Annotated in this window: 23 protein-coding genes; all 23 read right to left on the reverse strand. The window is 33.5% G+C overall.

Translation table 11 applies throughout. The features are described 5' to 3' along the window. Positions 1-31: 31 nt before the first annotated feature. Complete coding sequence (gene carA, locus ACSVH7_RS09215; protein ID WP_438066423.1) at positions 32-1,141, reverse strand: glutamine-hydrolyzing carbamoyl-phosphate synthase small subunit; 1,110 nt, start codon at positions 1,139-1,141, stop codon at positions 32-34. Positions 1,142-1,267: 126 nt separating this feature from the next. After that, entirely contained in the window at positions 1,268-1,969 is a 702-nt protein-coding gene (locus ACSVH7_RS09220) for a hypothetical protein (protein WP_438066424.1), read from the reverse strand. A gap of 120 nt (positions 1,970-2,089) precedes the next feature. Then, the gene (rplQ, locus tag ACSVH7_RS09225; RefSeq protein WP_438066425.1) at positions 2,090-2,578 is read right to left on the reverse strand and encodes a 50S ribosomal protein L17; all 489 of its coding nucleotides are present in this window, start codon (positions 2,576-2,578) and stop codon (positions 2,090-2,092) included. Positions 2,579-2,616: 38 nt separating this feature from the next. Then, positions 2,617-3,609 carry a DNA-directed RNA polymerase subunit alpha gene (locus tag ACSVH7_RS09230; RefSeq protein WP_438066426.1) on the reverse strand — a complete coding sequence of 331 codons (993 nt, stop codon included), beginning with the start codon at positions 3,607-3,609 and terminating at the stop codon, positions 2,617-2,619. A gap of 21 nt (positions 3,610-3,630) precedes the next feature. Next, positions 3,631-4,236 carry a 30S ribosomal protein S4 gene (gene rpsD / locus ACSVH7_RS09235; RefSeq protein WP_024981528.1) on the reverse strand — a complete coding sequence of 202 codons (606 nt, stop codon included), beginning with the start codon at positions 4,234-4,236 and terminating at the stop codon, positions 3,631-3,633. Between the two features lie 91 nt (positions 4,237-4,327). Continuing rightward, a complete protein-coding gene (gene rpsK / locus ACSVH7_RS09240; RefSeq protein ID WP_007803677.1) occupies positions 4,328-4,711 on the reverse strand; it encodes a 30S ribosomal protein S11 in 384 nt (127 codons plus the stop codon). An 8-nt stretch (positions 4,712-4,719) separates the two neighbouring features. Beyond that, positions 4,720-5,094: a 30S ribosomal protein S13 gene (gene rpsM / locus ACSVH7_RS09245; RefSeq protein WP_024981526.1), complete on the reverse strand. Its 375-nt coding sequence runs from the start codon at positions 5,092-5,094 to the stop codon at positions 4,720-4,722. 2 nt (positions 5,095-5,096) lie between these two features. Then, a complete protein-coding gene (gene ykgO / locus ACSVH7_RS09250) occupies positions 5,097-5,213 on the reverse strand; it encodes a type B 50S ribosomal protein L36 (RefSeq protein WP_002987490.1) in 117 nt (38 codons plus the stop codon). Positions 5,214-5,224: 11 nt separating this feature from the next. After that, a complete protein-coding gene (infA, locus tag ACSVH7_RS09255) occupies positions 5,225-5,440 on the reverse strand; it encodes a translation initiation factor IF-1 (protein WP_007136545.1) in 216 nt (71 codons plus the stop codon). 4 nt (positions 5,441-5,444) lie between these two features. Continuing rightward, positions 5,445-6,791: a preprotein translocase subunit SecY gene (gene secY / locus ACSVH7_RS09260; RefSeq protein WP_438066427.1), complete on the reverse strand. Its 1,347-nt coding sequence runs from the start codon at positions 6,789-6,791 to the stop codon at positions 5,445-5,447. Between the two features lie 13 nt (positions 6,792-6,804). Next, positions 6,805-7,257: a 50S ribosomal protein L15 gene (rplO, locus tag ACSVH7_RS09265; RefSeq protein WP_024981524.1), complete on the reverse strand. Its 453-nt coding sequence runs from the start codon at positions 7,255-7,257 to the stop codon at positions 6,805-6,807. Positions 7,258-7,268: 11 nt separating this feature from the next. Then, positions 7,269-7,451 carry an uL30 family ribosomal protein gene (gene rpmD / locus ACSVH7_RS09270; RefSeq protein ID WP_438066428.1) on the reverse strand — a complete coding sequence of 61 codons (183 nt, stop codon included), beginning with the start codon at positions 7,449-7,451 and terminating at the stop codon, positions 7,269-7,271. Between the two features lie 12 nt (positions 7,452-7,463). Then, positions 7,464-7,988, reverse strand: a complete 525-nt coding sequence (gene rpsE / locus ACSVH7_RS09275) for a 30S ribosomal protein S5 (RefSeq protein ID WP_024981522.1) — start codon at positions 7,986-7,988, stop codon at positions 7,464-7,466. Between the two features lie 6 nt (positions 7,989-7,994). Beyond that, positions 7,995-8,345 carry a 50S ribosomal protein L18 gene (rplR, locus tag ACSVH7_RS09280; protein WP_438066429.1) on the reverse strand — a complete coding sequence of 117 codons (351 nt, stop codon included), beginning with the start codon at positions 8,343-8,345 and terminating at the stop codon, positions 7,995-7,997. An 11-nt stretch (positions 8,346-8,356) separates the two neighbouring features. Continuing rightward, on the reverse strand, positions 8,357-8,899 hold the full coding sequence (gene rplF / locus ACSVH7_RS09285; protein WP_438066430.1) for a 50S ribosomal protein L6: 543 nt from the start codon (positions 8,897-8,899) through the stop codon (positions 8,357-8,359). Positions 8,900-8,918: 19 nt separating this feature from the next. Then, positions 8,919-9,317: a 30S ribosomal protein S8 gene (gene rpsH, locus ACSVH7_RS09290; RefSeq protein WP_438066431.1), complete on the reverse strand. Its 399-nt coding sequence runs from the start codon at positions 9,315-9,317 to the stop codon at positions 8,919-8,921. 109 nt (positions 9,318-9,426) lie between these two features. Continuing rightward, positions 9,427-9,696 (reverse strand): uS14 family ribosomal protein, encoded by a 270-nt coding sequence (rpsN, locus tag ACSVH7_RS09295; RefSeq protein WP_438066432.1) that lies wholly within the window; start codon positions 9,694-9,696, stop codon positions 9,427-9,429. A gap of 3 nt (positions 9,697-9,699) precedes the next feature. Continuing rightward, entirely contained in the window at positions 9,700-10,251 is a 552-nt protein-coding gene (rplE, locus tag ACSVH7_RS09300; protein ID WP_298294545.1) for a 50S ribosomal protein L5, read from the reverse strand. Positions 10,252-10,253: 2 nt separating this feature from the next. After that, positions 10,254-10,568, reverse strand: coding sequence for a 50S ribosomal protein L24 (gene rplX, locus ACSVH7_RS09305; RefSeq protein WP_026727873.1), 315 nt, complete (start codon positions 10,566-10,568; stop codon positions 10,254-10,256). A gap of 11 nt (positions 10,569-10,579) precedes the next feature. Further along, a complete protein-coding gene (rplN, locus tag ACSVH7_RS09310; RefSeq protein WP_007803649.1) occupies positions 10,580-10,948 on the reverse strand; it encodes a 50S ribosomal protein L14 in 369 nt (122 codons plus the stop codon). A 2-nt stretch (positions 10,949-10,950) separates the two neighbouring features. Further along, a complete protein-coding gene (rpsQ, locus tag ACSVH7_RS09315; RefSeq protein ID WP_438061545.1) occupies positions 10,951-11,208 on the reverse strand; it encodes a 30S ribosomal protein S17 in 258 nt (85 codons plus the stop codon). A gap of 17 nt (positions 11,209-11,225) precedes the next feature. Then, positions 11,226-11,417, reverse strand: a complete 192-nt coding sequence (gene rpmC / locus ACSVH7_RS09320) for a 50S ribosomal protein L29 (RefSeq protein WP_031456038.1) — start codon at positions 11,415-11,417, stop codon at positions 11,226-11,228. Between the two features lie 11 nt (positions 11,418-11,428). Then, positions 11,429-11,854, reverse strand: a complete 426-nt coding sequence (gene rplP, locus ACSVH7_RS09325; RefSeq protein ID WP_017495016.1) for a 50S ribosomal protein L16 — start codon at positions 11,852-11,854, stop codon at positions 11,429-11,431. Positions 11,855-11,863: the final 9 nt, after the last annotated feature.

The raw sequence follows: 11,863 nt of genomic DNA on the forward strand, positions 1-11,863 counted from the left end.
CAATATTTGATAATTTATTAACGATAACGTTTTAGACCAAAACTTTCTGGATATTTGCAATAAATTGATCAAATAAATAAGACGAATCATGTGGCCCAGGACTTGCCTCAGGATGATATTGTACAGAAAAACAGTTTTTATTTTTCATACGCATGCCTGCTACGGTCCCATCATTCAAATGTAAATGCGTGATTTCTAAATCAGGATGATTATCTAATTCTTCTTTGTTTACCGCAAAACCATGATTTTGCGAAGTAATTTCACCTTTACCAGAAATCAGATTGGTCACTGGATGATTGATCCCTCTGTGTCCATTAAACATTTTATAAGTTGAGACTCCATTTGCCAAAGCGATAACTTGGTGCCCTAAGCAGATCCCAAATAAAGGCCTGTCATCTGCAATTATCTGCTTTGCTACACCTATGGCACTATCCAACGGATCAGGATCACCAGGCCCATTAGACAAGAAAAAACCATCGGGATTGAAAGAACATAAATCCTCGTAGGATGCATCAAAAGGAAAAACCTTAATGTAACAATCTCTTCCAGATAAATTTCTAAGAATATTAGTTTTTATACCTAAATCTAATGCTGCAATTTTATATTTAGCGTTTACCTCTCCAAAATAATAAGGTTCCTTTGCAGAAACTTTAGAGGCTAATTCCAAACCTTTCATGTCAGGAACACTTGACAATGCAACTTTTAATTGCTCAATTGGCGTGTCATCAGTACAAATAACAGCATTCATAGCTCCATTTTCTCTAATATAACTCACCAAAGCCCTTGTATCCACATCAGCAATACAAATCAAATTTTGTTTCTTAAAATAATCCTCGAGACTTTCAGATGCATCAGGCCTAGAATAGTTAAAACTAAAATTTTTACAAATTAAACCTGAAATTTTAATAGTATTTGATTCCACTTCTTTTTCATTAACTCCATAATTACCAATATGCGCATTGGTAGCCACCATCAATTGACCGAAATAAGAGGGATCAGTAAAAATTTCTTGATAGCCAGTCATTCCAGTATTAAAACAAACTTCACCAAAAGCGACACCGCTAAGGCCAATAGATTTTCCATGAAAAATGGTACCATCACTAAGTAAAAGAAGAGCTTGTTGTCTTGTTGTATATTTCATTTGCGGTTGTTGTTATTATTTTGCAAATTTAAACCAATTATTTAGGCTTGGTATAAAAATGCAATAAAAATTTATAATTCTAAAGCTTTTAACAAAACACTATAAAAATGAAACTAATTATACAAATTACAAAATAGATTTATAATAATCTAAAATTTTACATATATCTCCTTCATCATCATACTTAAGTTTATTTTTTTTAACATACTCCTTGATCAAATCACTTTTATCAATTAAAGCATTAAGAACAGCATTTTTCTTAAGTTGAACTTTTACTTTTCTTCCATTCAGAATAAAAAAATAGGAGGATATTTGCGTATATTCAGCATCACTAATAATAACATTTGTCATTGGATTAATTACAGCTTTTGTTGTTGAAAGGTGGACATATTTAAAAAACTGTATTGAATTCAAATTACAAATTTCAAGAGACAAACCTTTTAAATCCCCATCATTAAAAACTTTATATCGTTTGTCATTCTTTAAAACATAATCAAACTTATCTAAATCATATTGAAAAACTGAATCCTTCGATAAATAAGATTCTAAAGTTTTAGACTTTAGATTAAAATTTAAATTCACAACATTTATTGACTTACCACTTTTCAAAACTACAATATAGTTGCTATTATAGTTGGGAAACAAGTAAATTGAACCCTTAATAGTATTATCAACCACAACACCTGGCACCCACATACCGGAGGTTCTGATATTGCCAACATAGCTAGAAGTATTAAAATCACTTACAGAAACATTTTCAATACCGTTTTGGGATAGTGCTTGAAAAAATGATAAAACAAAAATAAAAAGAAAACAAAGCTTTTTCATAATGGAATTTGTGTTAATTTATAAAATATCACGAATATAACTACAAATTATATGCCAAAAAAAAAGGATAAACTATAAATAGTTTATCCTTGATTATTTATCGAATAATTATTTTCTTAATTACTCTGCAGCTTCAGTAGTTTGTTCAGCAGCATCAGCAGAAGCTTCAGCAGCTTCTTCTGATTTCTTAGCTTTACCACCACGACGGCTTTTTGCTTTTTTAACTTCTTTTTTACCACCGTTATAAAGCTCATTAAAATCAACTAATTCGATCATTGCCATATCAGCATTATCTCCTAAACGATTTCCAACTTTAATAATACGAGTGTATCCTCCCGGACGATCACCAACTTTAGCAGCAACATCTCTAAAAAGATCAGTTACAGCATATTTGCTACGTAGGTAAGAAAAAACAATACGACGGTTGTGAGTCGTATCAGCTTTAGATTTTGTTATAAGCGGCTCAACAAATTGTTTTAACGCTTTAGCTTTAGCAACAGTAGTATTAATACGTTTGTGCTCAATAAGAGAACAAGCCATATTAGCTAACATAGATTTTCTATGCGCAGTCTGTCTGCTTAAGTGATTGAATTTTTTTCCGTGTCTCATTGCTTTATAAATTTAATCACACCAAAAGGTGGATTAGATTACTCTTTATCTAATTTGTATTTTGCTAAATCCATACCGAAAGTAAGGTTCTTTACTGCTACTAATTCATCTAGCTCAGTCAAAGATTTTTTACCGAAATTACGGAACTTCATTAAGTCATTTTTATTAAAAGATACTAAATCCCCAAGTGTATCAACTTCAGCCGCTTTCAAACAATTTAAAGCTCTAACAGATAAATCCATATCGACAAGCTTCGTTTTAAGCAATTGTCTCATATGCAATGATTCTTCATCATAAGATTCTGTTTGAGCAATTTCGTCAGCCTCAAGTGTAATTCTTTCATCAGAAAACAACATGAAATGGTGAATTAAAACTTTTGCAGCTTCAGTAAGAGCATCTTTAGGATTAATAGAACCATCAGTTTTAATTTCAAAAACTAATTTTTCATAATCTGTTTTTTGCTCAACACGGAAGTTCTCAATAGCATATTTTACATTTTTTACAGGAGTAAAAATTGAATCTGTAAAAATGGTACCAATTGCAGCATTCTGTTTTTTGTTCTCTTCTGCAGGAACATATCCTCTTCCTTTTTCAATAGTCAAATCAAAACTTAATTTGATTTTACTGTCTAAATTACAGATAACATGTTCTGGATTCAGAACTTGAAAACCTGAAATAAACTTTTGAAAATCACCAGCTGTTAATTGATCTTTACCTGAAACAGAAATAGTAACTGATTCATTATCTATATCCTCTATTTGACGTTTGAAACGTACTTGCTTTAGATTTAAAATAATTTCGGTAACATCTTCAACAACTCCTGAAATAGTGGAAAACTCATGATCTACACCTTCGATACGAACTGATGTTATTGCATAACCTTCTAATGCTGAAAGCAAAACTCTTCTAAGTGCATTACCAACGGTCAATCCATATCCAGGTTCTAAAGGTCTAAATTCAAATTTACCTTCAAAATCGGTTGAATCGATCATGATAACTTTATCGGGCTTCTGAAAATTAAATATTGCCATAAATTTCGACTAAGTCAATTATTATTTGTTGTACAACTCTACGATTAATTGTTCTTTAATGTTTTCAGGAATTTGAAGTCTCGCAGGTACAGAAACAAAAGTTCCCTCTTTAAGATCATTATTCCAAGTAATCCATTCATAAACATGACTTGAATTAGACAAAGAACGTTCGATAGCTTCTAATGATTTAGACTTTTCACGAACTGCAACTTTATCACCAGGCTTAAGGTGGTAAGAAGGAATATTAACCACTTCACCATTAACAGTAATGTGTCTGTGTGATACGATTTGACGAGCACCTCTTCTAGAAGGAGCAATACCCATTCTAAAAACAACATTGTCTAATCTTGCCTCACACAATTGTAATAACACTTCACCAGTAACACCTTTAGTAGCTGATGCTTTTTCAAATAAATTTCTGAATTGTTTTTCTAAAATTCCATAAGAATATTTAGCTTTTTGCTTTTCCATTAACTGAACAGCATACTCAGATTTTTTTCCTCTTTTTTTAGCCATCCCGTGTTGCCCAGGAGGGTAATTTCTTTTTTCGAAAGCTTTATCATCTCCGAAAATTGCTTCGCCAAATTTACGAGCGATTCTTGTACTTGGACCAGTATATCTTGCCATTTTTAATTGTTTAAGATAGAGATTATGAATTCAGGTCATATCCTTCGATAATCTATAATCTATCTAGGTTATACTATAATAAATTTGAGTATTAAACTCTACGTCTTTTAGGAGGACGACATCCGTTGTGAGGCATTGGAGTAACATCAATGATTTCTGTAACTTCAATTCCACCATTATGTATAGAACGGATAGCAGACTCACGCCCGTTTCCTGGTCCTTTAACATATACTTTCACTTTTTTAAGACCAGCCTCAAGAGCTACTTTGCTACAATCTTCTGCTGCCATTTGGGCTGCATATGGAGTATTCTTTTTAGAACCTCTAAAACCCATTTTACCAGCTGAAGACCAAGAGATAACTTCACCTTTTTTGTTTGTTAACGAAATGATGATGTTATTGAAGGTAGCAGAAATATGAGCCTCTCCCGTTGATTCAACGATAACTTTACGTTTTTTTGCAGTTGCTTTAGCCATATTACTTATTATTTAGTTGCTTTTTTCTTGTTCGCAACAGTTTTTCTTTTACCTTTTCTAGTTCTAGAGTTGTTTTTAGTTCTTTGTCCTCTTAATGGAAGACCCGTTCTATGACGAATACCTCTGTAACAACCAATATCCATCAAACGTTTGATGTTTAAAGATACTTCAGAACGTAATTCTCCTTCAATTTTGAATGCAGAAACAGCTTCACGGATTGCTCCAATCTCATCATCATTCCATTCTTGAACTTTTTTATCTTGGCTTACTTGAGCTTTCTCTAAAATCTCAATTGCTCTACTTTTTCCTAATCCGAAGATATAGGTAAGTGCTATAACACCTCTCTTGTTTTTTGGGATATCTACCCCTGCTATTCTTGCCATAATTATCCTTGTCTTTGTTTAAATCTAGGATTCTTTTTGTTGATTACGTATAATCTGCCTTTTCTACGTACAATAATGCACTCGGCGCTTCTTTTTTTAACTGATGCTCTTACTTTCATTTTGAATATCTTTAATATCTATAAGTAATTCTTGCTTTTGACAAATCATAAGGGCTCATTTCTAGTTTCACTTTATCACCAGGTAATAATTTGATATAATGCATACGCATCTTTCCAGATATATGAGCAATTACAATATGTCCATTTTCTAACTCTACTCGGAACATAGCATTTGATAATGCTTCAATAATTGATCCGTCTTGTTCTATTGCTGATTGTTTTGCCATAAATTTAAGCTACTGCTTTTCTGTTTTTACCACTTTTCATCAAACCATCATAATGTTTGTTCAACAAATATGAATTGATTTGTTGCATTGTGTCTATAGCAACACCAACCATAATGATTAATGAAGTACCTCCAAAAAACATTGCCCATGATTGTTGTACATCCATAAGACTTACGACAATTGCTGGGAACACAGCGATCAAAGCAAGAAATAAAGATCCTGGGAAAGTAATTAAAGACATCACTTTATCAAGATAATCAGAGGTCTCAGCACCAGGACGTACTCCTGGAATAAAACCACCGCTTCTCTTTAAATCATCAGACATTTTGTTGGTTGGTACAGTAATAGCGGTATAAAAAAATGTAAATATAACTATTAAACTAGCAAATACAAAATTATACCAAAAACCAAAGATATTACTAAAAGCACTAACAATTGTCTGAGAAGTCTCTGACTTAGACAAACCAGCAACAGCTGCGGGAATAAACATAATGGCTTGAGCAAAAATTATCGGCATAACACCTGATGCATTTAACTTCAATGGAATCCATTGTCTATTTCCACCCATCATATCTTGCTCAAAATCACCAGAGGTACTACGTCTAGCATACTGAACTGGAATCTTTCTAACAGCCATTACCAATAAGACACACGAAATGATAACTAACAACCAAATGATAACTTCAATTACCAAAAGCATTGGTCCTCCATTATTATTGGTAACTCTCGTCGTAAATTCCTGAATAAATGCCTGAGGAAATCTAGCTAGAATACCCACCATAATTAGCAATGAAATACCATTTCCAATTCCTTTGTCAGTGATTTTTTCACCTAACCACATTGCAAATATTGTTCCTGTTACCAGAATAACCACTGAAGAAAATAAGAATTCAAAAGAATTAAACCCTAACAAAAAGGCATTACTCGGTAATGTTCTGTAAAGATTGTAAATATATGTTGGTCCTTGCACTAGAGTAATTCCAATAGTTAACCAACGGGTAATCTGATTGATTTTTTTTCTGCCACTTTCTCCATCACTTTGTAATTTTTGAAGATATGGAATTGCAATTCCCATCAACTGAACTACGATTGAAGCAGAAATGTATGGCATAATACCTAAAGCAAAAACTGAAGCTTTAGAAAATGCACCACCAGTAAACATATCTAATATCGAACCGATACCTTCTTTAGTTTGACCAGCTAAACCTGTCAATTGCGTTGCATCAATTCCAGGCAATGTAACGTGTGCACCAAAACGATAAACTAGAAGAAGTCCTAATGTAATTAGGATTCTATTTTTTAGTTCCTCAATCTTCCAAACATTACTTAATGATTCAAAAAATTTCTTCATATGAGTAGAAAAATTATAATGTTACTGCTTCACCTCCAGCAGCTTCAATAGCCGCTTTTGCCGTTGCAGTAAATTTGTGAGCAGATACCTTTAATTTTGCCTTCAATTCACCTCTTCCTAAAATCTTAACGATTTCATTTTTAGTAGCCAAACGATTAGCAACATAAACAGACATATCTACAGCATCTGTTACTATACCATTATCAACTAATAATTGAAGTGTATCTAAATTAACACCTTCGTATTCTTTACGGTTGATGTTTGTGAAACCAAACTTAGGTACACGTCTTTGAAGTGGCATTTGCCCTCCTTCAAATCCAATCTTTTTAGAATAACCAGAACGAGATTTAGCTCCTTTGTGACCTCTTGCAGAAGTTCCACCTTTACCAGAACCTTCTCCTCTACCTAATCTTTTATTTTGATTGTGTGTAGAACCTTCAGCAGGTTGTAAATTACTTAAATTCATACCAGTATTTGTTATTTAATTTCTTCAACAGAAACTAAGTGTTTAACTTTATTTATCATACCAAGGATAGCAGGATTTGAATCATGCTCTACAACTTGTCCCATTTTACGTAAACCCAAAGCTTCTAATCCTCTTTTTTGAGACAAAGGACAGTTGATTTTGCTACGTACTTGTTTTACTAATAATTTAGCCATAATTTCCTTGAATTAACCTTTAAAAACTTTCTCTAAAGAAACTCCTCTTTGTTTTGCAACAGTGTGCGCACTTCTCATTTGTAATAAAGCATCAAAAGTAGCTTTAACCACATTATGAGGATTTGAAGATCCTTGAGATTTTGACAATACATCGTGAATACCTACTGATTCTAGAACTGAACGAACAGCTCCACCAGCAATAACTCCTGTACCATGAGAAGCAGGAATTAAGAACACACGTGCACCACCAAATTTACCTTTTTGTTCGTGAGGAACTGACTGACCATTCAAAGGAATTCTAACTAAGTTTTTCTTTGCATCTTCTACTGCTTTAGCAATAGCTTCAGAAACATCTTTAGATTTACCTAATCCGTGTCCAACCACTCCATTTTCATCACCTACCACTACAATTGCAGAAAAACCGAAAGCTCTACCACCTTTTGTAACTTTAGTAACACGATTTACACTCACCAAACGATCTTTTAATTCAAGACCACTTGGTTTTACTAACTCTATATTCTTGTATTTATTAGACATACTATATTAGAATTTAAGCCCAGCCGCTCTTGCGCCTTCTGCTAATGATTTAATACGACCGTGATATAAATAACCTCCTCTATCGAATGTTACTGTTTCAACACCAGCTTTTAAAGCCTTTTCAGCAACTAACTTACCTACGGCTGTAGCTACTTCAATGTTCGTACCTTTTCCTATTTCTTTTTCTCTTGAAGAGGCAGCTAATAAAGTAACTCCGTTTACATCATCAATTAATTGAGCATAAATTTCTTTGTTACTTCTAAAAACAGAAAGTCTTGGTTTAGTAGCAGTACCACTAATCGTTTTTCTAATTCTGAATCTAATTCTCTGTCTTCTTTCAGGTTTTGTTAATGACATAATCTTATTTTTTAAGCTGATTTACCTGCTTTTCTTCTTAATACTTCACCTACAAACTTAACCCCTTTACCTTTGTAAGGTTCTGGTTTACGGAAACCTCTAATTTTAGCAGCAACTTGTCCTAAAAGTTGTTTATCAAAAGAAGTTAACTTAACGATTGGGTTCTTACCTTTTTCAGAAATAGTTTCCAAAGTCACCTCTGGAGCAATCTCTAAAACTATATTATGAGAAAAACCTAAAGCTAAATCTAATTTTTGACCTTGATTTGAAGCTCTATAACCTACCCCAACCAACTCTAAAGATTTTGTAAAACCTTCATTAACACCAACAATCATATTATTGATTAATGAGCGGTATAATCCATGCTTCGCTCTTTGGTTTTTGTGATCTGAAGATCGTTCCACTAGAACTTGATCTCCATCAACAGTCACAGTCACGTCCGAAAACTCCTGTGTCAATTGACCATTTTTTCCTTTTACTGTAATTATACCATCAGCAACTGTAACAGTTACTCCAGCTGGTATAGTTACTGGGCTTTTACCTATTCTTGACATCTTATCTCGTCTTTAATAATTAGTATACGTAACAAATTACTTCTCCTCCTACATTCAATTGCTTAGCTTGTTTTCCTGTCATCAAACCTTTTGATGTAGAAACAATAGCAATTCCTAATCCATTAAGGATTCTAGGCAATTTAGAAGCACCTGCGTACTTACGTAAACCTGGTTTACTAATTCTTTGGATATCTTTAATTACAGGCTCTTTAGTAACTTTATCGTACTTTAAAGCAATTTTGATTGAACCCTGAACAGCGTTGTCTTCAAATTTGTAACTTAAGATATAACCTTGATCAAATAAGATCTTAGTTATTTCTTTTTTTAGATTAGATGCGGGAATTTCAACAACTTTGTGGTTTGCAGCCACAGCGTTTCTAACTCTCGTTAAATAATCTGCAATTGGATCTGTATACATATGTATCAATTTGCGGTGACGGTTTTCGAAATATACTCATAATTCGAACCTGAAACCAGTTTATAAATGTGAAAAACAGACGTGATTACTCACGTCTGAATATTTTAATTTACCAAGATGCTTTTTTAACACCTGGTATCAATCCATTGTTAGCCATTTCACGGAATGTTACACGTGAAATACCGAATTGACGCATATACCCTCTTGGTCTACCTGTTAATTTACAACGATTATGCAAACGAACTGGCGAAGCGTTTTTCGGTAATTTTTGCAAACCTACAAAATCTCCAGCTTCTAACAAAGCTTTTCTTTTCTCAGCATACTTTAAAACCGTTTTTTCTCTTTTCACCTCACGGGCTTTCATTGATTCTTTAGCCATATCTTAATTCTTTTTAAAAGGTAAACCTAATTCAGCCAACAATGACTTTGCTTCTTTATCAGTTTTTGCAGAAGTAACAAAGGAAATATCCATACCAGATATTTTGTTTACTTTATCAATATCAATTTCAGGGAAAATGATTTGTTCTAAAACTCCTAAGTTATAATTTCCTCTTCCGTCAAAACCAGTAGATTTAATTCCACTAAAGTCTCTAACACGTGGTAAAGATGAAGTAATAAGTCTATCTAAAAACTCATACATTCTTTCTCCACGTAAAGTCACTTTTGCTCCAATTGGCATTCCTTTTCTAAGTTTGAAAGACGCAACGTCTTTTTTAGAAATAGTAGCTATCGCTTTCTGTCCAGTAATCTTTGTTAACTCCTCAACTGCATAGTCGATTAATTTTTTATCAGATACTGCTGCACCAACTCCTTTACTCAATACAATCTTTTCCAATTTTGGAACTTCCATTATATTTGAGTAACCGAACTCTTCTTTAAGAGCAGCAATAACTCTGCTCTTATATTCTTCTTTTAGTCTAGGTATATATGCCATTACTATAGTACTTGATTAGATTTTTTTGAAAATCTTACTTTCTTATCTCCTTCTACTCTAATACCCACTCTTGTAGTCTCCTTTGTTTTTGGATCAATAAGAGCAATATTAGAAATTTGTATAGAAGCTTCCTTTTTTACAATACCACCTTGAGGGTTTTTTGCACTTGGTTTCGTGTGTTTAGAAACCATGTTCACACCTTCAACAATCGCTTTGTTTTTCTCACGGTAAACACGTAAAACTTTACCTTCAGCACCTTTATGGTCTCCAGCAATTACTCTTACGATGTCTCCTGATTTTATTTTTAGCTTTATCATCTTATAACGAATTAAAGCACTTCTGGTGCTAATGATACAATTTTCATGAATTGTTTTTCACGAAGTTCTCTTGCTACCGGACCAAAAACACGAGTTCCTCTCATCTCACCAGCAGCATTTAACAATACACAAGCATTGTCATCAAATCTGATGTATGAACCATCGGCTCTTCTCACTTCTTTTTTGGTACGTACAACAACTGCAGTTGAAACAGCTCCTTTTTTAACGTTTCCGTTTGGAGTTGCATCTTTGATAGAAACTACAATCTTGTCACCAACAGAGGCATACCTTCTTTTGGTACCTCCTAAAACACGGATAGTTAAAACTTCTTTAGCTCCTGTGTTATCTGCTACTTTTAGTCTTGATTCTTGTTGTACCATAATTATTTAGCTCTTTCTAGGATTTCAACTAATCTCCAACATTTTGATTTACTCAAAGGACGCGTTTCGCTAATTCTTACAGTATCTCCAATGTTACAGTCGTTTGTTTCGTCGTGTGCTACAAATTTCTTTGTTTTCAACACGAACTTACCGTATAATGGGTGTTTTACTCTAGTTACTTGAGCAACAACAATAGACTTATCCATTTTGTTTGAAGTAACCACACCAATTCTTTCTTTTCTTAAATTTCTTTTTTCCATCTTTCAGCAGATTACAATTATTGTAACTCTCTTTTAGTAAGTTCTGTAGCTAATCTAGCAACCGTTCTACGTACACTTCTAATTTGAAGTGGATTTTCGATCGGAGAAATAGCGTGAGCCATTTTTAAATCGGCATAAACCTTTTTAGTTTGACTTAGTTTTTCTTGCAACTCGGCTGCAGAAAGATCTTTTATTTCTGATTGTTTCATAATAATATAGATTATGCTTCGAAATCTCTTGCAACAACGAATTTAGTTTTAACTGGAAGCTTTTGGGCCGCAAGACGTAACGCCTCTTTTGCAACTGACAAAGGTACTCCTCCAACTTCGAACATAATTCTTCCGGGTTTAACTACAGCTGCCCAATATTCTACGGCACCTTTACCTTTACCCATACGTACCTCAAGAGGCTTCTTAGTGATTGGTTTGTCTGGGAATATTTTAATCCATAATTGTCCTTCTCTTTTCATGTAACGAGTTGCAGCAATACGCGCAGCCTCTATTTGACGAGAGGTCAAGAACATTCCATCTTCATGTACAGATTTAATACCAAACATTCCATTTGAAAGTTCATGTCCTCTTTGAGAATTCCCTTTCATTTTACCCTTTTGTACCTTACGATACTTTGTTCTTTTAGGCTGTAACATTTTTCTTTA

Source organism: Flavobacterium sp. TSSA_36 (assembly GCF_051547165.1).
GTDB lineage: Bacteria > Bacteroidota > Bacteroidia > Flavobacteriales > Flavobacteriaceae > Flavobacterium.